Source organism: Mesorhizobium sp. CO1-1-7 (assembly GCF_020164885.1).
Classification (GTDB): domain Bacteria; phylum Pseudomonadota; class Alphaproteobacteria; order Rhizobiales; family Rhizobiaceae; genus Mesorhizobium; species Mesorhizobium australicum.
In genome coordinates this window covers 305,425-328,403 of sequence record NZ_JAIUHA010000004.1, presented here as the reverse complement: position 1 = coordinate 328,403, position 22,979 = coordinate 305,425, and the positions used below count along the sequence as shown (strand labels likewise).

The 22,979-nt window shown below is 64.2% G+C and carries 26 protein-coding genes; 18 read left to right on the top strand and 8 right to left on the bottom strand.

Annotated features, from left to right (window positions below):
- Window positions 1–216: 216 nt before the first annotated feature.
- Genes rlmN through LB516_RS10885 form a run of 4 tightly spaced genes read left to right on the top strand, consistent with a single transcriptional unit; the run spans window position 217 to window position 2,844 of the window.
- Window positions 217–1,452 carry a 23S rRNA (adenine(2503)-C(2))-methyltransferase RlmN gene (gene rlmN / locus LB516_RS10900; protein ID WP_140822894.1) on the top strand — a complete coding sequence of 412 codons (1,236 nt, stop codon included), beginning with the start codon at window positions 217–219 and terminating at the stop codon, window positions 1,450–1,452.
- Window positions 1,449–1,928 carry a hypothetical protein gene (locus tag LB516_RS10895; protein ID WP_224719517.1) on the top strand — a complete coding sequence of 160 codons (480 nt, stop codon included), beginning with the start codon at window positions 1,449–1,451 and terminating at the stop codon, window positions 1,926–1,928. The genes rlmN and LB516_RS10895 overlap by 4 nt, the downstream gene beginning before the upstream one ends.
- Window positions 1,925–2,374, top strand: a complete 450-nt coding sequence (locus LB516_RS10890) for a hypothetical protein (protein ID WP_224719589.1) — start codon at window positions 1,925–1,927, stop codon at window positions 2,372–2,374. Before LB516_RS10895 ends, LB516_RS10890 begins: the two co-directional genes overlap by 4 nt.
- The gene (locus tag LB516_RS10885; RefSeq protein ID WP_015314950.1) at window positions 2,371–2,844 is read left to right on the top strand and encodes a hypothetical protein; all 474 of its coding nucleotides are present in this window, start codon (window positions 2,371–2,373) and stop codon (window positions 2,842–2,844) included. The genes LB516_RS10890 and LB516_RS10885 overlap by 4 nt, the downstream gene beginning before the upstream one ends.
- Here the strand turns inward: LB516_RS10885 and LB516_RS10880 are convergent.
- Window positions 2,816–3,457, bottom strand: coding sequence for a LysE family translocator (locus tag LB516_RS10880; protein ID WP_015314951.1), 642 nt, complete (start codon window positions 3,455–3,457; stop codon window positions 2,816–2,818). The two genes, LB516_RS10885 and LB516_RS10880, sit on opposite strands and share 29 nt — an antisense overlap.
- Before the next feature lie 325 nt (window positions 3,458–3,782).
- On the opposite strand from LB516_RS10880, the gene LB516_RS10875 reads away from it, so the two are divergent.
- Both LB516_RS10875 and LB516_RS10870 read left to right on the top strand, forming a co-directional pair.
- Window positions 3,783–5,006 carry an argininosuccinate synthase gene (locus LB516_RS10875; protein WP_224719516.1) on the top strand — a complete coding sequence of 408 codons (1,224 nt, stop codon included), beginning with the start codon at window positions 3,783–3,785 and terminating at the stop codon, window positions 5,004–5,006.
- 59 nt (window positions 5,007–5,065) lie between these two features.
- On the top strand, window positions 5,066–5,533 hold the full coding sequence (locus LB516_RS10870; protein WP_411909928.1) for a hypothetical protein: 468 nt from the start codon (window positions 5,066–5,068) through the stop codon (window positions 5,531–5,533).
- Between the two features lie 49 nt (window positions 5,534–5,582).
- Here LB516_RS10870 and LB516_RS10865 read toward each other — a convergent pair whose 3' ends face one another.
- Window positions 5,583–6,380: a lytic transglycosylase domain-containing protein gene (locus LB516_RS10865; RefSeq protein WP_015314954.1), complete on the bottom strand. Its 798-nt coding sequence runs from the start codon at window positions 6,378–6,380 to the stop codon at window positions 5,583–5,585.
- Between the two features lie 311 nt (window positions 6,381–6,691).
- Between LB516_RS10865 and LB516_RS10860 the strand changes: the two genes are divergently transcribed.
- From LB516_RS10860 to LB516_RS10830, 7 genes are all read left to right on the top strand, one after another.
- On the top strand, window positions 6,692–7,789 hold the full coding sequence (locus LB516_RS10860; protein WP_224719515.1) for a putative zinc-binding metallopeptidase: 1,098 nt from the start codon (window positions 6,692–6,694) through the stop codon (window positions 7,787–7,789).
- 62 nt (window positions 7,790–7,851) lie between these two features.
- On the top strand, window positions 7,852–8,451 hold the full coding sequence (locus LB516_RS10855) for a DUF1236 domain-containing protein (RefSeq protein ID WP_015314956.1): 600 nt from the start codon (window positions 7,852–7,854) through the stop codon (window positions 8,449–8,451).
- Between the two features lie 615 nt (window positions 8,452–9,066).
- The gene (locus LB516_RS10850; RefSeq protein ID WP_224719514.1) at window positions 9,067–9,579 is read left to right on the top strand and encodes a CPBP family intramembrane glutamic endopeptidase; all 513 of its coding nucleotides are present in this window, start codon (window positions 9,067–9,069) and stop codon (window positions 9,577–9,579) included.
- Between the two features lie 294 nt (window positions 9,580–9,873).
- The gene (gene ffh / locus LB516_RS10845) at window positions 9,874–11,469 is read left to right on the top strand and encodes a signal recognition particle protein (RefSeq protein WP_015314958.1); all 1,596 of its coding nucleotides are present in this window, start codon (window positions 9,874–9,876) and stop codon (window positions 11,467–11,469) included.
- Between the two features lie 7 nt (window positions 11,470–11,476).
- Window positions 11,477–11,803: a chorismate mutase gene (locus tag LB516_RS10840; protein WP_015314959.1), complete on the top strand. Its 327-nt coding sequence runs from the start codon at window positions 11,477–11,479 to the stop codon at window positions 11,801–11,803.
- 48 nt (window positions 11,804–11,851) lie between these two features.
- Window positions 11,852–12,253 (top strand): 30S ribosomal protein S16, encoded by a 402-nt coding sequence (gene rpsP, locus LB516_RS10835; RefSeq protein WP_023774471.1) that lies wholly within the window; start codon window positions 11,852–11,854, stop codon window positions 12,251–12,253.
- A 126-nt stretch (window positions 12,254–12,379) separates the two neighbouring features.
- Entirely contained in the window at window positions 12,380–13,225 is an 846-nt protein-coding gene (locus LB516_RS10830; RefSeq protein ID WP_224719513.1) for an acyl-CoA thioester hydrolase/BAAT C-terminal domain-containing protein, read from the top strand.
- Window positions 13,226–13,335: 110 nt separating this feature from the next.
- Here LB516_RS10830 and LB516_RS10825 read toward each other — a convergent pair whose 3' ends face one another.
- From LB516_RS10825 to LB516_RS10815, 3 genes are all read right to left on the bottom strand, one after another.
- A complete protein-coding gene (locus LB516_RS10825) occupies window positions 13,336–13,599 on the bottom strand; it encodes a YMGG-like glycine zipper-containing protein (RefSeq protein ID WP_015314961.1) in 264 nt (87 codons plus the stop codon).
- A gap of 178 nt (window positions 13,600–13,777) precedes the next feature.
- Window positions 13,778–14,188 (bottom strand): DoxX family protein, encoded by a 411-nt coding sequence (locus tag LB516_RS10820; RefSeq protein ID WP_140618262.1) that lies wholly within the window; start codon window positions 14,186–14,188, stop codon window positions 13,778–13,780.
- Between the two features lie 103 nt (window positions 14,189–14,291).
- Window positions 14,292–15,197 (bottom strand): bestrophin family protein, encoded by a 906-nt coding sequence (locus tag LB516_RS10815; protein ID WP_140618264.1) that lies wholly within the window; start codon window positions 15,195–15,197, stop codon window positions 14,292–14,294.
- A gap of 174 nt (window positions 15,198–15,371) precedes the next feature.
- Between LB516_RS10815 and LB516_RS10810 the strand changes: the two genes are divergently transcribed.
- Window positions 15,372–15,779, top strand: coding sequence for an ACT domain-containing protein (locus LB516_RS10810; protein ID WP_224719512.1), 408 nt, complete (start codon window positions 15,372–15,374; stop codon window positions 15,777–15,779).
- Window positions 15,780–15,781: 2 nt separating this feature from the next.
- Here the strand turns inward: LB516_RS10810 and LB516_RS10805 are convergent, their stop codons facing one another.
- On the bottom strand, window positions 15,782–16,165 hold the full coding sequence (locus LB516_RS10805) for a GNAT family N-acetyltransferase (RefSeq protein WP_224719511.1): 384 nt from the start codon (window positions 16,163–16,165) through the stop codon (window positions 15,782–15,784).
- 281 nt (window positions 16,166–16,446) lie between these two features.
- On the bottom strand, window positions 16,447–17,481 hold the full coding sequence (locus LB516_RS10800; protein ID WP_224719510.1) for an aspartate-semialdehyde dehydrogenase: 1,035 nt from the start codon (window positions 17,479–17,481) through the stop codon (window positions 16,447–16,449).
- A gap of 457 nt (window positions 17,482–17,938) precedes the next feature.
- Between LB516_RS10800 and LB516_RS10795 the strand changes: the two genes are divergently transcribed.
- The 4 genes from LB516_RS10795 (at window position 17,939) to LB516_RS10780 (ending at window position 21,761) form a co-directional block, all read left to right on the top strand.
- A complete protein-coding gene (locus LB516_RS10795) occupies window positions 17,939–19,807 on the top strand; it encodes a DEAD/DEAH box helicase (RefSeq protein ID WP_224719509.1) in 1,869 nt (622 codons plus the stop codon).
- 214 nt (window positions 19,808–20,021) lie between these two features.
- Window positions 20,022–20,753: a DUF805 domain-containing protein gene (locus tag LB516_RS10790; RefSeq protein ID WP_224719508.1), complete on the top strand. Its 732-nt coding sequence runs from the start codon at window positions 20,022–20,024 to the stop codon at window positions 20,751–20,753.
- A gap of 137 nt (window positions 20,754–20,890) precedes the next feature.
- Window positions 20,891–21,319 carry a polyketide cyclase gene (locus LB516_RS10785; protein WP_224587118.1) on the top strand — a complete coding sequence of 143 codons (429 nt, stop codon included), beginning with the start codon at window positions 20,891–20,893 and terminating at the stop codon, window positions 21,317–21,319.
- Window positions 21,312–21,761 (top strand): MarR family winged helix-turn-helix transcriptional regulator, encoded by a 450-nt coding sequence (locus LB516_RS10780; protein WP_015314970.1) that lies wholly within the window; start codon window positions 21,312–21,314, stop codon window positions 21,759–21,761. Before LB516_RS10785 ends, LB516_RS10780 begins: the two co-directional genes overlap by 8 nt.
- On the opposite strand, the gene leuB is transcribed toward LB516_RS10780, so the two are convergent.
- Window positions 21,762–22,865 carry a 3-isopropylmalate dehydrogenase gene (leuB, locus tag LB516_RS10775; RefSeq protein WP_015314971.1) on the bottom strand — a complete coding sequence of 368 codons (1,104 nt, stop codon included), beginning with the start codon at window positions 22,863–22,865 and terminating at the stop codon, window positions 21,762–21,764.
- Between the last annotated feature and the right edge of the window lie 114 nt (window positions 22,866–22,979).

The window sequence follows — 22,979 nt, the reverse complement described above, 5'->3', positions numbered from 1 at the left end:
GATCGTTACGCCAACACGACTAAGTGATCGCCGCCAACGACATCGCGTCCACCGGCGGCGATCGTCCTTCACGGGGACGGTGGCGATCGGGACACCGACGGCGGACCCCAGTTTGGCGTGCACGGCATGACTTCGCGCTCAACCTGTGCTATGCGCCGCGCTTCATATCGGGCCGATGGATGAAATCGGCCGCAAACCGCTTATATCAGTGGAACCATGACCCTTTCGCTTGATCTTACCGCCGAAGGCGCCCGCGACGCTTTGCGCGGCCGGGCCGTGACGGCCGAAAAACCCTCGCTGATCGGCCTGACGCGAGCCGAGCTCGCCGCCGCTCTTGTCGAATCCGGCACCGTGCCGGAGCGCCAGGCAAAGATGCGCGCCCAGCAGCTCTGGCACTGGATGTATGTGCGCGGCGTTTCCGACTTCGCCGGCATGTTCAACATCTCCAAGGATCTGCGCGCCGAACTCGACAAGCATTTCACCGTCGCCCGGCCCGAGATCGTCGAGGAGCAGATTTCCGCCGACGGCACGCGAAAGTGGCTGTTCCGCTTTCCGCCCCGCGGCGCCGGCCGGCCGGTCGAGATCGAGACCGTCTATATCCCCGAGGAAGGCCGTGGCACGCTGTGCATCTCCTCGCAGGTCGGCTGCACGCTGACCTGTTCGTTCTGCCACACCGGCACGCAGAAGTTGGTGCGCAACCTGACCGCGGAAGAAATCCTGGCGCAGTTGCTCACCGCGCGCGACCGGCTCGGCGACTTCCCCGACCGCGACACGCCGGATGGCGCCATCGTGCCGGCCGAGGGCCGGAAAGTGTCCAACATCGTCATGATGGGCATGGGCGAGCCGCTCTATAATTTCGAGGCGGTGAAGAAGGCCCTGCTGATCGCCTCCGACGGCGACGGCCTGTCCCTGTCGAAGCGTCGCATCACGCTGTCGACCTCCGGCGTCGTGCCCGAGATTTTCCGCACCGGCGAGGAGATCGGCGTCATGCTGGCGATCTCGCTGCATGCGACCAACGACGATCTGCGCGACCTTCTGGTACCGATCAACAAGAAGTATCCGCTGAAGGAGCTGATCGCCGCCTGCCGCGCCTATCCCGGCCTCTCCAACGCCAAGCGCATCACCTTCGAATATGTGATGCTGAAGGACGTCAACGATTCCATCGAGGACGCCAAGGGGCTGATCAAGCTGCTCAAGGGGATTCCGGCCAAGATAAACCTGATCCCGTTCAACCCGTGGCCGGGCACCAACTACCAGTGCTCGGACTGGGAGACGATCGAGAAGTTCGCCGACTACATCAACAATGCCGGCTATGCCTCGCCGATCCGCACGCCGCGCGGCCGCGACATCCTGGCCGCCTGCGGCCAGCTGAAGTCGGAATCGGAACGCATGCGCAAGGTCGACCGGCTGGCGCTGGAAGCCATGATGATCGCGGGGCACGGCGAGGTGTGAGCCGCGATCTGCCCTGGGGCCGCATCGCTTTCGGTTTCTTTGGCTATCTTGCCGCCGTCCTGATTGCGGTCAACGTTACCGTGTTCGCGATTCTGGCGCCGAGCGCCCTGCCGGACAATGGGGCGTGGGGATCATTCTATGCCGATAAGCGCGATCTTGGACTCATGTACGCGTCGGGCTTCATGATTACGCCACCGACGGCATTGCCCGGTTTTCTATTGACGCTGTTCGTTGCGCGCCGGACAAGCTGGGTCGGATGGCTGCCATTAGCGTGCGCCGGCACGCTTAATGCCGTTCTTGCACTGGCGATCTTCGACATCGTCCTACAAGTGCCCGACCACGTCCCACTGAAGACGCCTCTGTTGGCAATGCCTCTCATGCTACCCTGCCTGATTGGTGGTTTCGCTGGAGGCATCGCTTACTGGGCAGTGGTCAGACGCTCCCTTCCAAGCAACGCAGAGTTTTTTTGGCCATGAACCGCCTCTTCGTCTGCTCGAAACGTATCACCATGATTGCAGTCGGCTACCTCGCCGCCGTGCTCACCTCGATCCTGGTGCCGGTGCTGCTGATCGTTCTGCTGGCAGGGATCGAGGACGGCAACTGGTCGATCATTTTCACATTCGACTGGCTGGCCTCCTTCCCGCTCGCCGTGTTGACCGTGGCGATCTGCGCGTTGCTGATCGTCGGTCCGGCGATCTTCGTCGCCGAACGGCTGGCGCTGCGAGGATGGTTCTACTTCGCCGTCACGGGCGCGGTCACGTCGATCGCCTTCGGTGTTTTTGTGCCGGGCTCCGCTGGAGGCTTCGTTTTCAATCCGGGCTTCCTGGGTTTTCTGGCCGCCGCCGGCATTGCCGCCGGCTGGGTCTACTGGCTTCTGGCCGGACGCAGCTCGGGTCGTCTCACGGGCCGTGACCCCAGATGAACCGTCTCGTCGCCTATATCGTGCGCTTCGCCATCATCCTATTCGGTTATGCCGTCGCCTCGCTGGCGGCGAGCGCTTTCCTCAACATCCTGTTCCTGGCCTCGCTCGGCTACGCGCCGGCGCAAGCGCATCCGGCGGCAACGGCATCGCTCTATTTTTCAATTCCCTTCGTCGCCCTGTTCGTCGCCTATTTCGGCTTCATGCCGGCGGCGATCGTCATCCTGATTGCCGAAATCCTCGGCCGGCGCGACTGGTTGTTCTACGCGCTCGCCGGCGCGGTTGTAGCGGGGGTTTTCCTCGGCCTCGTCGACAATGTCCGCGATTCCCCTTTCGCGGTCACCGAAGCCAGCGCCATCATGGCGGTGCTCGGTGGCGGCATGGTCGGTGGGATCTTCTATTGGCTTGCCGCCGGGCGCTGGGCTGGAAGCTGGTGGAAGGTTTCTACTTCGCCTGGGCCGTCAGGATCTTGAGCGCGAACGCCGAGAACACGCCGGCGAAGAGATAGTCGACCACCCGCGTCACACGGGGGCTGGCTTTCATCGCCGCCGAGAATTTTTCCGCCGCCAGCACCATCGGTACCGTCACCGGGATCGACAGCACGATGAACATGGAGCCGAGGAAGAACAGCTTCCCCGGCGCGTTCGGATCGTGCGCGGAGACGAATTGCGGCAGGAAGGTCATGAAGAACAGGATGATCTTCGGGTTGAGCAAATTGACGCCGAGTCCCGCCGCCCAGCTGCGCAACAAGGAAATCCGCGGGCCGGTCTTCTTTTCCGGCGAGAAAGCCGAGCCCTTGGCGATCGCCTGCCAGGCGAGGAAGACGAGATAGCCGGCGCCAAAGATCTTCAGCACGAAGAAAGCCATCGGCGAGGCGACGATCAGCGCCGAGACGCCGACCACCACCAGCGTGGTGTGGATCAGCGTGCCGCACAGCGCGCCGGCCATCGAGGCAAAGCCGGTGGCGCGGCCCTGGCTCAGCGTGCGCGACACGAACAGCGTCATGTCGGGGCCTGGCGTGATCGCCAGGATCACGGTGGCGATGGCGAACTGGATCAGCGTGGTGGTGTCGGGAATGAAGGACATGGCAGGCCCCGGGGGAACGCGTCGGCTATACAGGACCCGTCTCGCCGGCGCCAGATGGGGCCAGCGCGTCCTCCGGTGGAGTTGGAGCGGTTCGGCCAGTTTCGCCAGCTTACATTTCGCAGCTTACAGGCGGCGTTCTTGAGCGCCTGGTGACCGGCGGCATGGCCCGGGGATCGGTCCTCCCGATCAAGCCCGGCGTCGCACTGCCGCGCTGGATCAGCAACCTTGCGCCGCGTGCGCTTGCTCGCTTTGCCGTTCCTGCTAAAAGGCGCTCCGACAATCCGTGACGCCTTGCCTCAGGCGTCCGCTTTTCCACGGAGCAGAAATGTCCAAATTCAAAGACGTCAAGAAGGTCGTGCTCTCCTATTCCGGCGGCCTCGACACATCCATCATCCTTAAATGGCTGCAGACCGAACTCGGCGCCGAAGTCATCACCTTCACCGCCGACCTCGGCCAGGGCGAGGAGCTCGAACCGGCGCGCAAGAAGGCCGAGATGATGGGCATCAAGGACATCCGCATCGTCGACGTACGCGAGGAATTCGTCGCCGACTTCGTCTTCCCGATGTTCCGCGCCAACACCGTCTATGAAGGCACCTATCTCCTGGGCACCTCGATCGCGCGGCCGCTGATCTCCAAGCACCTGGTCGAGATCGCCAGGGAAACCGGCGCCGACGCCATCGCGCATGGCGCCACCGGCAAGGGCAACGACCAGGTCCGTTTCGAGCTTTCGGCCTATGCGCTCAACCCCGACATCAAGGTCATCGCGCCGTGGCGCGACTGGTCGTTCAAATCGCGCACCGACCTGATGAACTTCGCCGAACAGCACCAGATCCCGGTGCCGAAGGACAAGAGGGGCGACGCACCGTTCTCCGTCGACGCAAATCTGCTGCACTCGTCCTCCGAGGGCAAGGTGCTGGAAGACCCATGGAGCGAGCCGCCGGAATTCGTGCACCAGCGCACCGTGTCGCCGATGGACGCGCCGGATGCCGTCACCGAGATCGAGATCGAATTCCTGAAGGGCGACCCGGTCGCGCTCAACGGCAAGAAGCTGTCGCCGGCCACCATGCTGGCGGCGCTCAACGATCTCGGCCGCGACAATGGCGTAGGCCGGCTCGACCTGGTCGAGAACCGTTTCGTCGGCATGAAATCGCGAGGCGTGTATGAAACGCCGGGAGGCGCTATCCTGATCGTGGCCCATCGCGCCATTGAATCGATCACGCTCGACCGGGGTGCCGCGCACCTCAAGGACGAGTTCATGCCGCGCTACGCGGAGCTCATCTACAACGGCTTCTGGTTCTCGCCCGAGCGCCTGATGCTGCAGGCGATGATCGACAAGAGCCAGGAAGACGTCGAAGGCACGGTGCGGCTGAAGCTCTACAAGGGCAATGTCATGGTCACCGGCCGCAAATCTGGGAAGACGCTCTATTCCGACGCGCTGGTCACCTTCGAGGACGACCGTGGCGCCTATGACCAGAAGGACGCCGCCGGCTTCATCCGCCTCAATGCGCTGAGGCTGCGGACATTGGCCGCGCGCAACCGCAACAGCTAGACGGAATGCGCTGTCTCGGTCGATGCCCGGTGCCGCTGCTCTTTCTGGCGGCGCCGGTCATGGCTGGGGACTTCGCGCCCACCTCCCTGGACCTCGCCGCCCTCATCGAATGCAGGGCCGATCTGCCGGCGTATAATGGTCTTGCCCTCTGGCTGGGCGGTGAGCCAGACGCGGCGCAGACCCTTGGCTGGAAGGAGGTCGCTTCCGGCAATCCCTTCCTGCGGCAGTATCGATTGCCGGTCCCGGTCCATGTCTTCGGGCGCGAGACCGCGACGATCGTCTTTACCGCGACAGGGCCGATGGCCGTGCTTGATGGCATCGCAGCGCCGGACCTCGCCCGCCAGCTCGACGTCCCGGCGACGGTCTCGACGCCGGACAAGTTCCTCGGCGAGAAGGTCATGGCCGAAAGCAGCGAGGATGCCGGCGGCGTGAGCCTTGCCACGCGCATCACGCTCAACGTCTCGACCGTCGAGTCCCACCCCGGCAGGACGCTGGCCGGCTGCTCCTATGCGCTCGACGTGAAATGAAAAACCCGGCGCGGAGCCGGGTTTTTCGTTCAATGGCCGTGCGGATCGATCAATCGGCGTCGATCGCCGTGGCGATGCGGGCGATGGCCTGCTGATAGACGCTTGCGGAATTCCAGCCGGCGATCGCGCCCATATTCGACTGCGCGCTCGCGCCAGCCCGCCAGCCGTGACCCTTGAGGAAGTTGGCGGTGGAGGCCAAAGCGATCGCCTTGTCGCGCAGGTTTCCGCTACCGACCGCATACTTCAAGACATTTCCGGGCAGGAACTGCGTGTGGCCGATCTCGCCATGCATGGCGCCGACCGACGAGGCGGTCAACGCTCCGCGATCAACCAGCTTCAGGGCCGCGATGGCGTGCGGATGGAAGTAATCCGGACGGCGGCAATCATAGGCAAGCGTCACAATGGCGGAGACCGTGTTCTGGTTGCCCATGGAAGCACCGAAGCCGGTTTCCATGCCCCAGATGGCGAGCAGCACGCCCGGCGACACGCCGTAGTTGGCTTCGATCTGGTTGAACAGCGCCGCGTTCGACTTCTTCAGCGAACGGCCCTTGGAGATGATCGCCGACCCGCCGCGGCGTTTCATGAAATCGTCCACCGAGCCGCTGAAGGCCTTGTGGATGGCGCGGTCGGCGGAGATCGTCCTTGTTGCGTAGGTCGCGCCGGCCAGAGCAGCCAGACCCCTCGACCCGACACCTTCGGACTTGGCCTCGGCGGCGAAGTCCTGTTTCCAAGCGTCGAAGCCGGCGCCGGTCTTGCCGCAGCTGGCCGCCGCTTGCGCGCCGGTTGCCAGCCCGAGCACCGCCACCACCGCCGCCGCTAAAATCCTACCCTTGGCACGAAATGCCATGTTGTTCTCCTGGTTGCCTGATTCACGTCCCGTTTGCGAATTTGCCAGCGAAACGCGCATTTGTCACCGTCTGTGGCGCGATGCTGGCGAATGCCGGGGAATTTGCCTACGATCAAGTGATTATTATGGCGAGTGTCAGGCATGAAAGACGCTGATGCCGCCCATGGACCGGGGCAGGCGCGCCTGGACCGGCGAAGCAAAATAGTCGCGATTGACCGCGGAACACCGGCCGGTGGTTCGCGTTTGGGCACGGGCCGCCATGCATCCCTTTCAGATGAATCATGCATCCCTTCTGACGAATTGAGACCGAGATGAAACTTTTCGACTGCCCGCATTGCGGCCACCGTCTCTATTTCGAGAATGCCCAGTGCCTGAACTGCAGCAGTCTCGTGCTCTATGATCCCGAGGGCGCGCGCTTTGTCTTGTCCGGCGTCGACGGCGCGATCCAGTGCACCAATGCCGACGAATGCGCCTGCAACTGGATGGCCGAGCCGGGACAGGTCTTCTGCCGTGCCTGCGTGCTGAACCAGCTGATCCCCGATCTCTCGGTCGACGGCAATCGCCGCCGCTGGATTCGCGTCGAGGCGGCGAAGAAGCGCGCCATCTATTCGCTGCTCGCCTTCGGCCTGCCGGTGGCGCCCAAGCAGAGCCCGACGGACGAGATCGGGCTGGCCTTCGACTTCCTCGCCGATCCGATCGGCGGCGGCCCGGGCGGCGAACGGATTCTCACTGGTCACGACAACGGCCTGATCACGCTGAACGTCGCCGAAGCCGATTCAGCCGAGCGCGAAAAACGTCGCGTCCAGATGGGTGAGAATTACCGCACGCTGCTCGGCCATTTCCGCCACGAGCTCGGCCACTATTACTGGGACCGCCTGATCCGCGACGATCCGCAAAGGCTGGAAGCGTTCCGCGCCTTGTTCGGCGACGAGCGTGCCGACTACGAACAGGCGCTGAAGGCTTATTACGCCAATGGCGCGGCGCCCGACTGGCAGCAAGACCACATCTCGGCCTACGCCACCTCGCATCCGTGGGAGGACTGGGCCGAGACCTGGGCCCACCACCTGCACATCACCGACACGCTGGAGATGGTCCATGCGCTGAATTTCCCGCTCGGCCGGCTGGAGACGGTGGAGGCGAACGAACTGCCGCAGGGCGATACCGGGGGCGAGCCGCAGGCAGCACCCTCGGAGCCCGCCAACACGCCCGAGCCCTTCGACAAGGTCCTTGCCCGCTGGCTGGTGCTGTCGGAAGCCTCCAATTCGATCAACCGCTGCATGGGCTTACCCGACCTCTACCCCTTCGTCATTTCGGACGCGACCGCGCGGAAACTGGCGTTCGTACACGATCTTCTGACCGGCTTGCCGATGGAGGCCGGAACAAATCGTGAGTTGGCTCGCGCATTTTAGCCGGAACGCATGCGCTGCTGTCCCGTTGTCACCGCCGAGGGACTGTGAAACGGAGAGAACCCATGAAATCCTTATTGTTTCCCGCAATAGCCGGGATGCTGACCGCAATGTCGGGCGCGGCATTGGCCGATACCGCTGTCTCGGCAGTCACCGATCTCAACGTGCGTGCCGGTCCCGGCCCGCAATATCCTGTCATTGGCGTTCTCGCCGCAGGCCAGTCGGCGACGCTCAACGGCTGCATCGAAAACAGCAAATGGTGCACCATCGCCGAAGCTGGCGGCCAGGGCTGGGTCTATTCCGACTACGTCACCGCCGATTTCGGCGGCAGCCGCGTGGTGCTGACGCAGCGCCGCTCCGCCGTTGCCGTGGTCTCGCCGCCGGACGACATCGGCAACTATTCGACCGACTATACCGGTGCGATCATTTCCAGCGATCCGGTGGTTGGCGACTTTCCAGCGCCGCCGGCCGCGGTACGGACCTATGTCGACACCCATCGCCTCGACCCCGTCTATCTCGACGGCGAGGTGGTCACCGGCGCGACCCTGCCCGATACGGTCGAGCTGCGCGAAATTCCTGACTACAACTACCGCTATGTCTATGTGAACGGCCAGCGGGCGCTGATCGATCCGCAGACACGGCGCATCATGTACGTCGTGCGTTGACGCGATGCCGGCGGTCGCCGAAGCGGCCGCCGGCGAAACCTGGATTGGCCCCCGCGGCAGGCTGGCCCGCGCCTGCGTTCCGTGGGTGTGCGCGTATTCCTGCTGATATCGATTCCGGTTCCCGAAGCCATCAGCTGGATCAAGCAGCGATGGATTGGGATCGAGGACAAGCGTGACGATCGACGACACCGCCTTCGAGCGCTATCGCAACACGCCGAACGCCAGGACGACCTTGCCGCGCCTGTTGCTGGGAACGCTGATCGCCGTCCTGTTCTGGGCCGCCACCACCGCGGCCGTGCTGTTCGGTGGCACCCATGTTTACTTCGCCTGGCAGGGGGCGGCGGCTTCGCCATACGGCGTGGAAGGTTTTCTCGCCTCGCCCGTCGGCATCCTCTGCGCGCTCGCCTCTTTCGCCGGGATCTGGATCGGCCTGTGGATCGTGATGCGCTGGGTGCATGGCGAGCCGCTGTCGGCGCTGCTTGGCGCCGGCCGCCGCGTAGCGCGACCGGACTTCCTCAAGGGGCTGATCGCGGTGCTGATCACGTCGGCCTTGTCCGAAATCCTGCTCTATCTGCTGCAGCCCGGCATTGCGCGCGGCACGATCAGCCTGTCGTCATGGCTGCTGTTCGCGATCCAATCGCCACGCTCACCTTGCTGCAGACTTCGTCGGAGGAGGTGCTGTTTCGCGGCTATCTGCTGCGTGGCCTGGCCAATCGGTTCAGAAGCCCGTGCGTCTGGGCGCTGCTGCCCGGCCTGCTGTTCACCTCGCTGCACTGGAGCGGCGGTTCGTCGGCCGCCATCAACGCCAGCGTGCTGGTGTCGATCGCTGCCTTCGCGCTGCTTCTGACCCTCGTGGTCTACGCCACCGGCAATCTCGGCGCGGCACTTGGCGCCCATCTTGGCAACAACCTCACCGGCTTCCTGCTGATCTCGCATCAGGAGAGCTACAATTCCTTCGCCTTGTTCACTGCAAAGCCGCTCGAGGGACCGGGCTGGATGATATCGGATGCCATCCTCATTGCGCTCATCGGTATTGCCTGCAGCCTGCTGACGATTGTTTTGCTGCTGCATCCGCGCTCGCCGCTGAGGGTCTCAGCCCAGGTCCCCAACGGCCCGAGCACGGCCTGATCGCGGCCCGGGAAACGGCGCGGCACCGGCCTTGCCTTGACTCTCGCGCCAAATTCCTGTCTACAGCCCACCAATTCCGCGACGAGTATCCCTCCGAGCAAGCCGACCAGGATGCCGAAACCTCTTTGAGGCCGAGTGCTGTAAACAGATCCTGGAGGCCAACACCCGGCAGCGCTGTGCGCCCCCGGGTGCTTTTTGGTTTTGGGCTTTTGCTTGGACTGGCTTTTGCTTGGAGACTGGGCGCGAACGCATTACCTCTCGGGCACCATCCGGTGCCAGGGAAAAGGAAAACGAATGTTTGAATCGCTGCAGGAGCGTCTTGGCTCCATCCTGAACGGCCTGACCGGCCGTGGCGCGCTGTCGGAGGCGGATGTCTCGGCAGCGTTGCGCGAGGTGCGCCGTGCGCTGCTCGAGGCCGACGTGGCGTTGGAAGTGGTGCGGTCCTTCACCGACAAGGTGCGCGAGAAGGCCGTCGGCGCCGCGGTGCTGAAGTCGATCAAGCCGGGGCAGATGGTCGTCAAGATCGTCCATGACGAGCTGGTCGACATGCTCGGCGCCGAGGGTGTCGCCATCGACCTCAACGCACCGGCCCCGGTCGTCATCATGATGGTCGGCCTGCAGGGCTCCGGCAAGACCACCACGTCGGCCAAGATCGCCAAGCGGCTGACCGAGCGGCAGAACAAGAAGGTCCTGATGGCCTCGCTCGACACGCGGCGTCCGGCCGCGCAGGAGCAGCTGCGCCAGCTCGGCGAGCAGGTCAAGGTGGCGACGCTGCCTGTTATCGCAGGCCAGAACCCGGTCGATATCGCCAAGCGCGCCGTGCAGGCGGCCAAGCTCGGCGGCCATGACGTCGTCATCCTCGACACCGCCGGCCGCACCCATATCGACGAGCCGCTGATGGTCGAGATGGCCGACATCAAGAAGGTGTCGAGCCCGCACGAGATCCTGCTGGTCGCCGATTCGCTGACCGGCCAGGACGCCGTCAACCTGGCGAAAAGCTTCGACGAGCGCGTCGGTATCACCGGCCTGGTCCTGACCCGCATGGACGGCGACGGCCGTGGCGGTGCCGCGCTGTCGATGCGCGCCGTCACCGGCAAGCCGATCAAGCTGATCGGCACCGGCGAAAAGATGGATGGGCTGGAGGAATTCCACCCCAAGCGGATCGCCGACCGCATCCTGGGCATGGGCGACATCGTCTCGCTCGTCGAAAAAGCCGCCGAGAACATCGATGCCGAGCAGGCGGCGGCGATGGCCAAGAAGATGCAGTCGGGCAAGTTCGACCTGAACGACCTCGCCCAGCAGCTTCAGCAGATGTCGAAGATGGGCGGCATGGGCGGCATCATGGGCATGATGCCCGGCATGGGCAAGATGAAGGACCAGATGGCCGCCGCCGGCCTCGACGACAAGATGTTCGGCCGCCAGCTCGCGATCATCTCCTCGATGACCAAGGCCGAGCGCGCCAATCCCGACATTCTCAAGCACTCGCGCAAGAAGCGCATCGCCGCCGGCTCCGGCACCGATGCCGCCGAGATCAACAAGCTCCTGAAGATGCATCGCGGCATGGCCGACATGATGAAGGCGATGGGCGGCAAGGGCAAAGGCGGCGGCCTGATGCGCGGCATGATGGGTGGCCTTGCCTCCAAGATGGGCCTTGGTGGTTTGGGGGGCGGCATGATGCCCGGCGGCATGGGCGGCATGCCCGATCTGTCGAAGATGGACCCCAAGCAGCTCGAAGCCTTGCAGAAGCAGGCGCAGGCCGCCGGCCTCGGCGGCATGAAGGGCCTGCCCGGCGGTCTTCCCGGCGGCGGCTTGCCCGGCCTGCCCGGCGGCATGAAGCTTCCCGGCCTTGGCGGCGGTGGCGGCCTGCCCGGTCTCGGCAAGAAAAAGTGAGGACGCTATGAACGAAGAAAAGGACATGGCCGACGCCCGCACCATCCTGGCCGGCTACCGCGCCTCGATCGACAACATCGACGCGGCCCTCATTCACATGCTGGCCGAGCGCTTCCGCTGCACCAAGGCGGTTGGCGTGCTCAAGGCCGAGCATGGCCTGCCGCCGGCCGACCCGGCGCGCGAGCAGCAGCAGATCGCCCGCCTGCGCCAGCTGGCGCATGACGCGCATCTCGACCCGGATTTCGCGGAGAAATTCCTCAACTTCGTCGTCCGCGAAGTGATCCGGCACCACGAACAGATCGCCGCTGCCAACGGCGTGACGAAAACGGGTTGAAGAAACCCTGACTTATCAAACGAAATCAGAGCTTTTAGGAGAAAAGAAATGGCACTGAAGATCAGACTGGCCCGTGCGGGCTCGAAGAAGCGTCCTTACTACCACGTCGTCGTCGCCGATGCCCGTTCGCCCCGCGACGGCCGGTTCATCGAGTCGCTCGGCTCGTGGAACCCGCTGCTGCCGAAGGACGGCGAGCGCATCAAGGTCGACGCCGACCGCGTCAAGCATTGGCTGTCGCACGGCGCCCAGCCGACCGACCGCGTGCTGCGCTTCCTCGATGAGGCCGGCCTTGCCAAGCGCGAAGCCCGCTCCAACCCGAAGAAGGCCGAGCCCGGCAAGAAGGCGCAGGAACGCGCCGCCCTGCTGAAGAAGGCCCAGGAAGACGCCGCTGCCGCCGTCGCCTCGGCCGCTGCCGCACCGGCCGAAGCGGAAGCCGCTACCGCCGAGTAATCGCGTCCTATTCCTTGCGGGAACAAAATGGCGGGTCAAAAGCCCGCCGTTTTGTTGTTTGCATTTGTCACTCACCTGCCCTTTGCTGTTTCATTGGAAAGCTTCTGATTTCCGGCTGAGGATCGGATGGACGAACGGGCAGTCGCGGAGGAAATCCTGTCCGGCTTCGTCGCCGGAACCCTGTTGCGATGCCCCGAGGCCACGACAGGTGTCGTGGTGCTGAGCGGATCGAGCGGCCGCGTCGACGTCGGGCGCGCCAGGCTGTTTGCCGATGTGGGCGTCTCTGCCCTTGCCCTCCGGTGGTTTGGCGGCCAAGACCAGATCCCAGGCATATGCGAAATCCCCCTGGAGATTTTTTTCGCCGCGACCGACCGTCTTGTCGGTTTGGGATGCCGGCGCATCGTTTATGTCGGCACGTCCAAAGGTGCCGAGGCGGCCTTGCTCGTGGCGGCGCATGACCCGCGCATCGACGCCGTTGTCGCGATCAGCCCGACATCGGTGGTCTGGGGAAACATCGGGCCGGGCCGCGATGGCGTCAGCTGGCCCGAGCGGTCGTCGTGGACACTCAAGGGACTGCCGTGCCCCTTTGTTCCAGCCGACCCAAATTGGAAAGCAAGCTACGTCGATGGCCTCGTGTCCTACCGAGGGCTTTTCGAACACTGCCTGACCGCTTTCAAGGAGGAGGCCGACAGGGCCGCCATTCCCGTCGAGGAAATTTCGGCGACGGTCATGCTGATCGCGGGCGGCGACGACGCGCTGTGGCCGTCCCTGGAATTTGCCGCGTCGATTGTCCAGCGTCGGCAAGACGCCGGAAAGGCCACGCGCCTGGTTTGGGCCCCCGGCGTCGGCCACCGCATCGTCCTGCCTGGCGAAACCACCCCGCGCTCAAGCTCGCATGCGCATGGCGGCAATGACCGCGCCGATGCGGATCTGGGACGGGACGCCTGGCGATACATTCAGGAGCTGTTGTAGCGCGGCTCGCGGCGGCGGCTGTCTCAAGCGAGTCGCGGTCAATTCATCGATCGAAAAAACGGCGGGTAAAAACCCCGCCGTTTTGCTCTTCATGTTTGGACTGAGGCCGATCAATAACCGCTTGGGCAGCGATCGACATAGACCCGACCATGGCGATCGCGGTACCGGCATTGGCCGCTTTCGCTGGCATGGCCGATCAGCGCGCCGGCCACGGCGCCGACCGCACCGCCGACAACAGCGCCCTGCACCGGATCTCCGGCCACGGCCGCGCCAACCGCAGCACCGCCCAGGCCGCCCACGGCAGCCCCTTTTTCCGTTTGCGAACATGCACCCAGTGCCGTCGTCAGCACCAGAATGGTCAGTATTTTCTTCATTTGTCGTTCCTCTCACACGCGGATCGCCGTCTCGCCGCCAAGTGCTTAACTCTCAGACGGCTAATTTGATCCCGAGGAGAACGAAGATCGCGACGCTGCTCGCCCAAACAGACCGCATCGGCGGTATTGCCACCCGATGGCGTCAGGCGAAGTGGACGCTGTTCTTGGCTCGGAACAGCTATCGGCTGAACGGGATCAGCGCACGAACCCTGGGGTCGCGCAGATAGAGGCCGCCCCACAGGATGATGCCGAGATAGACGCCGAACAGCATGTGCGAGAACAGCGGATTGCCGATGCGCGCATTGGTGGCGATGGCGCCGCCCATATAGGCGGTGAGCAGGAGGGCGCCGAGCACGGAGGTGCGCGGCAGCGCGTAGAGCGCGGTCGAGACCAGGCCGATGACGCCCAGCATGCGCGCGACGTTGGGATCGGCTGGCCACCCAAGCGGCACCATCGTCTGGGTGACCACGTCGAGCGGCGGCAGCTTGATGGCGCCGTCGAAGATCATGAACAGGACGATGAGGCCGCTGAGCGCCCGGCCGGTCCACAGGGCGCCAGCCGAGACGGGCGCGGTTTGAGAAATGCTCATTGGGTGTCCTCCTGATGGTCAGCCCCTTTTTCGGTGGGGTCGACCCAAGGACGTTCCATGAGGCGTCGATCCGACAAATGTTCGGATTTTTGACGGTGCGGCGTTACGAAAGATAGAACTTTTCGGCCGACAGCATCTTTGGTGGCGTCTCGCCCAAGGCCTCGAACACCGAGATTTCGCAGACCCGGCACAGGCCGTCGAGCGCGAGGTCGTTGGCTTCGGTGCCAAACGGATCCTCAAGCTCTTCCGAAAGCGCGTCGAGGCCGAAGAAGGTGTAGGCGATCAGCGCCGTGAACAATGGCGTTGCCCAACCGGTGGTCGAGATCAGGCCAATCGGCAGCAGCAGGCACACGATGTAGGCCGTGCGGTGCACCAGCAGCGTGTAGGCGAAGGGCAAGGGCGTGCCGGCGATCCGCTCGCAGCCGGCCTGGATGGCGGTGATTGACGCCAGCCTCTCATCCAGAATGCGGAAACCGATCGTGTCGAGGTCGCCAGCCCGGCGCTGCGCATTGGCACGGCGGCCCATGCGCCTGACCATCTCGTCCGCCGGATTGGCGAAACTAGCGGCCGTCCCGGCTTCAGCCTCGATGAAGGCATGGACCTCCTTGACGCTGTCGATCTTGCGCAACTGGCCGCGCAGAAAATGACAGAAGGCCAGCGCTTCCATCAGCAGGGCGCGCTGCTCGGCCCGATCGGGAATGAGGCTTGTCGTGGCGCGGGCCAGATTGCGGATTTCGAAGACCAGCGCGCCCCACAGTTTGCGCGCCTCCCACCAGCGATCATAGGCGGCGTTGTTGCGAAACGACAGATAGATCGACAAGGTCACGCCCACCAGTCCGAAAGGCGTGATGTTGAAGACGCCGAGATCGAGCTGGAACCGGCGCGCCACGACGAGGATGACCGCCGAATAGATCGCGAAGCCGAAAATCTGCGGCAGGATGCGTGGCACCACCGAACCACGCATGATGAAGAACAGCTGCAGGAAGGTGGGGCGCGGACGAACGATCATTCGGGAGCCTTTCACGGGCGAGCGTCGGCCCTCAGCTCCTGTATTGTGCGATGCGGCGGCCATGCAAGCCCGGCCGCCAGCGACATTGCCATGTCGTCCGTGTGTCGACTACCGGTGTGTGCTGTTTGCGGATATTGAGAAGCTGCTGCCGTCCCGATGCAGGCGAGGAAAAAAATGACGGGCGAGACCGATCTGAGCACTCTGTTGGCGTCGATGATGCCGGAACTGCGCGATGGCATCTATGTCTTCGCCACGCTGGCGCCTGGCGTTCCACAGCCCGAAGGCCTCGAACCGGTCATGGCGTTTCGGGAGCGCGAAGGCACGACGCTGATCGTGACGGAGGAAGCCGCCCGGAGCACTGAGCTGACCGCCTCGTTCCGCTGCCGGATGATCACGCTGAACGTCCACTCATCGCTGGAAGCCGTCGGCTTCCTTGCCGCCATCACCGCGCGCCTAGCCGCCGCCGGCATGGGCGTCAATCCGGTCTCGGGTTTTTACCACGACCATCTGTTCGTGCCGGCTGGGCGGGCGGAGGAGGCGATGGCGATGCTGCATCAGCTCGCCAAGGACAGCGCTGGCTGAAATCAGCGCCTTCGGACGTAAAGAATGTCCGGCAATCCTTCCTCATTGGTCGAACCGTCGCCGAACGCTTCGGCGCGAAATCCGTGGCGTTCATAGAAGCGGCGGGCACCGCTGTTGGCCTGAAAGCAATATAACTTGACCACCGGCAAGATGGCGGCAGCCTCTTCCACTAGCCGGCTACCAATTCCTTGGCCCGTCCAGGCCGGATCAAGATAAAGCTGCTCGATCCATTCGCCTTTGACCGAAATGAAGCCAATAATGTCATTGTCGGCCTCGGCGATCGTCACCTGCTGGTTGGGCAACACGATATCTCGGATGAAAGACAAGTCCTGCTCCGGCGTGTGCAAGACCGGCATCCAGTCGAACGAGGCAAGCGCCGCACGCATGACCTTGGCGATGGAAGCGGCGTCGGAACCGATGGCCGGGCGCGGAGCGACTTTGATGTTATCGGTCATAACTACAAGCCTGTGACTGCCGCCGGTCGGTCGAGGAAAATGGACAGGCCAGCGCCGCCCCTCATCCCCCTGCCGGGACCTTCTCCCCGTATAGTGACGGGGAGAAGAGGGCTAACGGCCGGAGGCTGAGCCCGCGACGGCGGGCCGCCGGTCGTCCGGCGCCCTCGCGGAGGGCCAGCCGCGGCAGCGGCGATACGGCCCGTGAGCGAAGATTATGCCGCCTTCTTCTTCGGCTGGATCAGGCCGCGCTCTACCAGGAGCTCGGCGATCTGCACGGCGTTCAGCGCCGCGCCCTTGCGCAGATTGTCGGAGACGATCCACATCGACAGGCCGTTGTCGATGGTCGAATCCTCGCGGATGCGCGAGATGAAGGTGGCGTCCTCGCCGGCCGATTCCAGCGGCGTGATGTAGCCGCCATCCTCGCGCTTGTCCAAGACCTGGCAGCCCGGGGCGTCCCGGAGAATCTCCCGCGCGTCGTCGGCGGTGATCGGCTTCTCGAACTCGATGTTGACCGCTTCCGAATGGCCGATGAACACCGGCACGCGCACGCAGGTCGCCGTCAGCTTGATCTTGGGATCGAGCATCTTCTTGGTCTCGGCGACCATCTTCCATTCTTCCTTGGTAAAACCGTCATCGAGGAAGACGTCGATATGCGGGATGACGTTGAAGGCGATGCGCTTGGTGAACTTCTTGACGTCGACGCTGTCGGCGACGAACACCGCACGCGTCTGCGTGAACAGCTCGTCCATGCCTTCCTTGCCGGCGCCGGACACCGACTGGTAGGTGGCGACGACGACGCGCTTGATGGTGGCGAAATCATGCAGCGGCTTCAGCGCCACGACGAGCTGCGCCGTCGAGCAATTCGGGTTGGCGATGATGTTCTTGCGTGTGAACAGCGAGATCGCGTCCGGGTTAACCTCGGGCACGATCAGCGGCACGTCCTGGTCGTAACGGAAGGCCGACGAATTATCGATGACGACGCAGCCCTGCTTGCCGATCTTCGGCGACCATTCCTTGGAGACATTGCCGCCGGCCGACATGATGCAGATGTCAGTGTCGGAAAAATCATACTGGTCGAGCGGCCTGACCTTCAGCGTGCGGTCGCCGAACGACACTTCCGTGCCCATGCTGCGCCGCGAGGCGAGCGCCACGACTTCGCTCACTGGAAAGCCGCGCTCTTCCAGGATGTTGAGCATTTCCCGGCCCACATTGCCCGTGGCGCCGACTACCGCAACCTTGAAACTCATAAAAATCTCCTGTCCCTCTCCGCTTGGTTTTTGGAGAAAACCCGCCGGCCAAGTGCGGGTTCCGTCCCCCGGGCCGGACCCGGGAGAGGGTGGTTAGGCCAAGGGAATCACACCGTTTTGTTGGTGGTTTTGGTGGTTTTCTTGGCCAAGAATGGGGTTTTGCCGGGACGAGGCGACGCAGCGACGCGCCCGGCCCAATGGTTCGCATTGAGGCTGGGGGCATCGAATGCAAGAAGAGCCATCAAAAGGCAGCGCATCGAAAAACGATCCCGTTCGAAGCGGGCTTTTACGCGGTTTGCGGCAGGAGTCAATTGGCGGTACGCCGCATAGCCTTCACGGCACCCTGTACAAGAAGGGCGGCAGGAAGTACGAACGGCCAAGATTGTTTGGCTGGCGCCGCCAGCCCCCGGCATGTGCTCCATGATGAGCGCAGAACCCTGAATTCCGAAAGAACGAGATGTCCAACTTCGATGGTATTGTTCCCGCGCTGGCACAAGCGCTGGAAAAACGCGGTTATTCCGACCTGACACCGGTGCAGAAGGCGGTGCTGGAGCTCGGCCAGGCCGACGCGCTGGTGTCGGCGCAGACCGGCTCGGGCAAGACCGTCGCCTTCGGCCTTGCCATGGCGCCGACGCTGCTCGACGGCGCGGAACGTTTCGGCCCGGCAGCGGCGCCGCTGGCATTGGCGGTGGCGCCGACACGCGAACTGGCGCTGCAGGTGACGCGCGAGCTCGAATGGCTCTATGAGCCAACCGGCGCCACGGTGGCGTCCTGCGTCGGCGGCATGGATATGCGCACCGAACGGCGCGCGCTGGAGCGCGGCGCCCACATCGTCGTCGGCACGCCCGGCCGGCTGCGCGACCACATCACGCGGCATTCGCTCGACATGTCGACGCTGAAGGCCGTGGTTCTCGACGAGGCCGACGAGATGCTCGACCTCGGCTTTCGCGAGGACCTCGAATTCATCCTCGATGCCGCACCGGCCGAGCGCCGGACGCTGATGTTCTCGGCCACCGTGCCGCGCTCCATCGCCACGCTCGCACAGGGCTATCAGCGCGATGCCGTGCGCATCTCGGCCGCCGGCGAGGAAAAGCAGCATCTCGACATCGAGTATCGGGCGCTGAATGTAGCCCAGGCCGACCGCGAGAACGCCATCATCAACGTGCTGCGCTTCTATGAGGCCAAGAACGCGCTGGTGTTCTGCAACACGCGCGCCGCCGTCAACCATCTGACCGCACGCTTCAACAACCGCAATTTTTCCGTCGTGGCGCTCTCGGGTGAACTCAGCCAGAACGAACGCAGCCACGCGCTGCAGGCGATGCGCGACGGCCGCGCGAAAGTCTGCATCGCCACCGACGTCGCGGCGCGCGGCATCGACCTGCCCAATCTCGAGCTGGTGATCCACGCCGACCTGCCGACCAATCCCGAAACGCTGCTGCACCGAAGCGGCCGCACGGGACGTGCCGGGCGCAAGGGCGTCAGCGCGCTGATCGTGCCTAACAGCGCCCGCAGGCGCACCGAGCGGCTGCTGCAAAGCGCCAAGCTGACGGCGACCTGGGCGAGCCCGCCCTCGGCCGACGACGTGATGCGGCGCGACGACGAGCGCATTCTTGCCGACCCGGCTTTCGACGAACCGGTCAAGGATGACGAGCGCGAGTTCATCGATGCGCTTCTTAGCCGGCACGGCGCCGAACAGGTGGCGGCCGCCTTCGTGCGCCAATGCCGCGCCAGCCGCTCGGCGCCCGAGGATCTCATGGACGTCGCGCCTTTCACGCCATCGCGTGAAAGAGCGGCGGGCGAAAAATTCAGCCCTCGCGACGAGGCACCGAGCCGCCGCGACGATTTCGGCGCCAGCGTCTGGTTCTCGCTGTCGGTGGGGCGCCGCCAGAATGCCGAGCCGCGCTGGCTGATCCCGATGCTGTGCCGTGCCGGCAGCATTTCCAAGCGCGAGATCGGCGCCATCAAGATGCAGCCGGAAGAGACCTTCGTGCAGATCGCCGCCGACTGGGCGGAGCGCTTTCTCGCCGCGATCGGTCCCGACCGCAAATTGCAGGGCAACATCGTGGTCAAGCGGCTGGACGGCACGCCGGACCTGTCGCGGGCCGGCTATCAGCCGCCGAGCCCGGACAAGAAGCCGCATCGCGGCAAGGCGCCGTTCGACCCGAACGCGCCGAAGCGCAAATTCGAGAAGCGCGCACCGGCTTCAGTCGACCAGCGTCCGGCCACCACGCATGAGGCAAAGCCGTGGGCGAAGAAGCCGGGCAAGCCGAAATTCGACAACGCCGGTCCGCCAAAAAACAAGAAGGCGAAGAAGCGGCCTTCGTAAGAATCCAGACTGGCCGCGCTCTGCTTCAGGCCGGCCCTGATGGCCGCCCAGCTTGCCGACGCCAGTGTCGGCCGGAGCTGTCCGGCGATGTGCCCGGCCAGGGACGCGCGGCAGGCATCGGAACGCTTGGCTGTCATAGCTATGGGCGGCTTGCCCATGGGCTTGGGCCTGTGCCACATCTTTGGCAGGGAGCAGGCTATAAGGGGGCGGGCGGATGCGCGGCGAAGTGCTTCACTATGACCAGGACCAGGGCTTCGGCTTGATCACCGGAGCCGACGGCAGCAGCTACACTTTCACCCGCGAGAACCTGCGTCGGCAAACCGCCATGCCCAACGGGACGGCGGTCGAGTTCCAGCCGGGCGGCGGCCAGGCGCGAGACGTCTTTTCGATCGCTGGCCAAACCACCGCAAGCCCGGCCGTGAACTCGACGGTTGGCGCAGCAATAGATGCGGCACCGGCCCAAGCCGGCACCGCATCCACAGCCCGCGCACCGCAGGCGCAGCATTTCGGCCGATCCAGCGAGAGCGCAACCGCCGAACCCAGTGATCTCTGGGGCTATTTCTGGCGTGGACTGACGCAGAACTACTTCAACTTCGCCGGCCGCGCCCGCCGCAAGGAATATTGGGGCTATTGCCTGTTTTGGGTGGTCTGCCTGCTGATCGTCGGCGGCATCGGCATCTTCACCGATATCGAAATGGGCAATTTCGACACAGATGTCTCGGCGGCGGTGACGGTCGGCCTCTGCGGCACCTTCCTCTTGGCGACGCTCCTGCCCGGCCTCGGCATGACCGTGCGCCGGCTGCACGATATCGGCCTGTCGGGCTGGCTCTATCTGGTGATCCTGATCCCCAGCATCGGCAGCCTGATCATCCTGGTCTTCGCGCTGATCCCGACCCAGGCGCGTGAAAACCAGTGGGGACCGATACCGGCGGGAGTCAGGGTTTAGGAGCCAGATCCCTCGAAAGTCACTCCAAAAAACGACGGTTCAGCCGAACTTCGTATCACAGACGAAGATTCCGCTTGCAATTTAATCCGCGCACAGATAGTCTGTGTGCAGATTAAATAGGTGAATGGAGCAAGACGATGTGGACCAATGAATACACCGCGACTTCCCCCCTTCCTGCGCAAGCCATCTGGAACGCGCTCAAGGCCTTGCATGAAGGCCGCCTGACTTATGAAGGCTCCGATACCTTCGTGCTGCATGGGCCATTCGCCAAGGGCACCCGCGTCTCGGTGACGCCGGTCGGTCAGGACACGTTCGAATCGACCATCGTCGATCTCGTCGAAAACGTCACCTATGCCGATGAAACTTCGTTCGGCGACACCAAGCTGCTGTTCAGGCACACTCTGGTGCCTGTCGAAGGCGGCACGCAGGTGACGCACCGGCTCGATATCTCAGGCCGTTCGGCCGCCGAGGTCGGCCCGGAACTCGGGCCCCAGATCAGTGGCGATTTCGACGTGTCGATGGCCAAGTTGTTCGAGCAGGCGGAGGCGTTGGCGAACCATGGCTGAACTCGACACGCGCTTCAAGGGCGGGCCGTCGGAGAGCCCCGGCTTGCTGCTCTGGCGAACCACCATGCGCTGGCAGCGCGTCATGACGGCGGCGCTGGCGCCGCTCGACCTGACGCATGTCCAGTTCGTGCTGCTCGCCTCGGCGATGTGGCTTGGCCGCAATGGCGAACCGCCCAACCAGGTGCAGCTCGCCGCCCAGGCCGGCACGGAGGTGAAGATGACCTCTGACGTCGTCGCCCGGCTGGAGGCCAAGGGTTTGATCGCACGCGAAGCCGATTCCCGGGACTCCCGGGCCAAGGTGATCCGCGTCACCGCCGCCGGGGCGGCGGCCGCCCAGCAAGCGATCGTCGCCGTCGAGGCCGCCGACTCAGCGTTTTTCGAGCCGGTGGACGAGGCGCGGCTCGTCGGTCTGCTGCGGCAGCTTGCCGGCGAGATCCGCTGATTATCCCAGGAACTTGGCGATGATCGCGTCGCCCATTTCGACCGTGCCGACCTCGGTCATGCCGGGTGAGAAAATATCCTTGGTGCGCAGGCCCTGGTCGAGCACGGCGGCGATAGCGCCTTCAAGCTTGTCGGCTTCGTCGACCATGCCGAAGGAATAGCGCAGGCACATGGCGAAGGAGGCGATCATGGCGATCGGGTTGGCGATGCCCTTGCCGGCAATGTCGGGTGCCGAACCGTGCACCGGCTCGTACAGCGCCTTGCGCTTCTTGGTCTTGGCGTCAGGCGCGCCGAGCGAGGCCGACGGCAGCATGCCGATCGAGCCGGTCAGCATGGCGGCGATGTCGGACAGCATGTCGCCGAACAGATTGTCGGTGACGATGACGTCGAACTGCTTTGGCCAGCGCACCAGCTGCATGCCGCCGGCATCGGCCAGCATGTGGTCGAGCTTGACGTCGGAATAGCGTGCCTTGTGGGTCTGGGTGACGACCTCGTTCCACAGCACGCCCGACTTCATGACGTTGCGCTTTTCCATCGAGGTGACATGGTTCTTGCGGGTCCGCGCGAGCTCGAAAGCGACGCCCGAAATGCGCTCGATCTCGAACGTGTCGTAGACCTGGGTGTCGATGCCGCGCTTCTGGCCGTTGCCGAGATCGATGATCTGCTTGGGCTCGCCGAAATAGACGCCGCCGGTCAGCTCACGCACGATGAGGATGTCGAGGCCTTCGACGACTTCCTGCTTCAGCGAGGACGATGCGGCCAGCGCCGGATAGCAGATGGCGGGCCTGAGATTGGCGAACAGCTCCATGTCCTTGCGCAGGCGCAGCAGGCCGGCTTCGGGGCGCACCTCGTAAGGCACGGCATCCCATTTCGGTCCGCCGACGGCGCCGAACAGCACCGCGTCCGCAGCCATCGCCTTTTCCATGTCGGCATCGGAAATCGCCGCACCGTGCGCATCGAAGGCGCAGCCGCCAACCAGGCCCTCGTCGGTGACGAAGCCACTGCCGAGCTTTGCGTTCATGGCCGAGATCAGCTTCTTGACCTCGGCCATCGCCTCGGGGCCGATGCCGTCGCCGGGGAGCAGGAAAAGATGCTTCGTTGCCATGGTGAGCCGTCCTAGAAAGAATGCGTTTCGGTTTGCACAGCGTCCTTCGCGCGCCAAAGAGGCTCGCGGCGCTGTGCGACGCGGCCTTGCTAAACGCCAAGCGGTTGCAGCGCA

Excerpts from the sequence above, each read along its gene's own strand:
- LB516_RS10780 (WP_015314970.1), top strand. The coding sequence starts at position 21,312 with ATGGCTGAACTCGACACGCGCTTCAAGGGCGGGCCGTCGGAGAGCCCC.
- LB516_RS10855 (WP_015314956.1), top strand. The coding sequence starts at position 7,852 with ATGAAATCCTTATTGTTTCCCGCAATAGCCGGGATGCTGACCGCAATG.
- leuB (WP_015314971.1), bottom strand. The coding sequence starts at position 22,865 with ATGGCAACGAAGCATCTTTTCCTGCTCCCCGGCGACGGCATCGGCCCC.
- rlmN (WP_140822894.1), top strand. The coding sequence starts at position 217 with ATGACCCTTTCGCTTGATCTTACCGCCGAAGGCGCCCGCGACGCTTTG.
- LB516_RS10785 (WP_224587118.1), top strand. The coding sequence starts at position 20,891 with ATGTGGACCAATGAATACACCGCGACTTCCCCCCTTCCTGCGCAAGCC.
- LB516_RS10805 (WP_224719511.1), bottom strand. The coding sequence starts at position 16,165 with ATGCGTGCGGCGCTTGCCTCGTTCGACTGGATGCCGGTCTTGCACACG.
- LB516_RS10820 (WP_140618262.1), bottom strand. The coding sequence starts at position 14,188 with ATGAGCATTTCTCAAACCGCGCCCGTCTCGGCTGGCGCCCTGTGGACC.
- LB516_RS10865 (WP_015314954.1), bottom strand. The coding sequence starts at position 6,380 with ATGGCATTTCGTGCCAAGGGTAGGATTTTAGCGGCGGCGGTGGTGGCG.
- LB516_RS10890 (WP_224719589.1), top strand. The coding sequence starts at position 1,925 with ATGAACCGCCTCTTCGTCTGCTCGAAACGTATCACCATGATTGCAGTC.
- LB516_RS10885 (WP_015314950.1), top strand. The coding sequence starts at position 2,371 with ATGAACCGTCTCGTCGCCTATATCGTGCGCTTCGCCATCATCCTATTC.
- LB516_RS10860 (WP_224719515.1), top strand. The coding sequence starts at position 6,692 with ATGAAACTTTTCGACTGCCCGCATTGCGGCCACCGTCTCTATTTCGAG.
- LB516_RS10810 (WP_224719512.1), top strand. The coding sequence starts at position 15,372 with ATGACGGGCGAGACCGATCTGAGCACTCTGTTGGCGTCGATGATGCCG.
- LB516_RS10840 (WP_015314959.1), top strand. The coding sequence starts at position 11,477 with ATGAACGAAGAAAAGGACATGGCCGACGCCCGCACCATCCTGGCCGGC.
- LB516_RS10875 (WP_224719516.1), top strand. The coding sequence starts at position 3,783 with ATGTCCAAATTCAAAGACGTCAAGAAGGTCGTGCTCTCCTATTCCGGC.
- LB516_RS10830 (WP_224719513.1), top strand. The coding sequence starts at position 12,380 with ATGGACGAACGGGCAGTCGCGGAGGAAATCCTGTCCGGCTTCGTCGCC.
- LB516_RS10870 (WP_411909928.1), top strand. The coding sequence starts at position 5,066 with ATGGCTGGGGACTTCGCGCCCACCTCCCTGGACCTCGCCGCCCTCATC.
- LB516_RS10850 (WP_224719514.1), top strand. The coding sequence starts at position 9,067 with ATGGCTGCTGTTCGCGATCCAATCGCCACGCTCACCTTGCTGCAGACT.
- rpsP (WP_023774471.1), top strand. The coding sequence starts at position 11,852 with ATGGCACTGAAGATCAGACTGGCCCGTGCGGGCTCGAAGAAGCGTCCT.
- LB516_RS10880 (WP_015314951.1), bottom strand. The coding sequence starts at position 3,457 with ATGTCCTTCATTCCCGACACCACCACGCTGATCCAGTTCGCCATCGCC.
- LB516_RS10790 (WP_224719508.1), top strand. The coding sequence starts at position 20,022 with ATGCGCGGCGAAGTGCTTCACTATGACCAGGACCAGGGCTTCGGCTTG.
- LB516_RS10825 (WP_015314961.1), bottom strand. The coding sequence starts at position 13,599 with ATGAAGAAAATACTGACCATTCTGGTGCTGACGACGGCACTGGGTGCA.
- LB516_RS10800 (WP_224719510.1), bottom strand. The coding sequence starts at position 17,481 with ATGAGTTTCAAGGTTGCGGTAGTCGGCGCCACGGGCAATGTGGGCCGG.
- LB516_RS10815 (WP_140618264.1), bottom strand. The coding sequence starts at position 15,197 with ATGATCGTTCGTCCGCGCCCCACCTTCCTGCAGCTGTTCTTCATCATG.
- LB516_RS10795 (WP_224719509.1), top strand. The coding sequence starts at position 17,939 with ATGTCCAACTTCGATGGTATTGTTCCCGCGCTGGCACAAGCGCTGGAA.
- ffh (WP_015314958.1), top strand. The coding sequence starts at position 9,874 with ATGTTTGAATCGCTGCAGGAGCGTCTTGGCTCCATCCTGAACGGCCTG.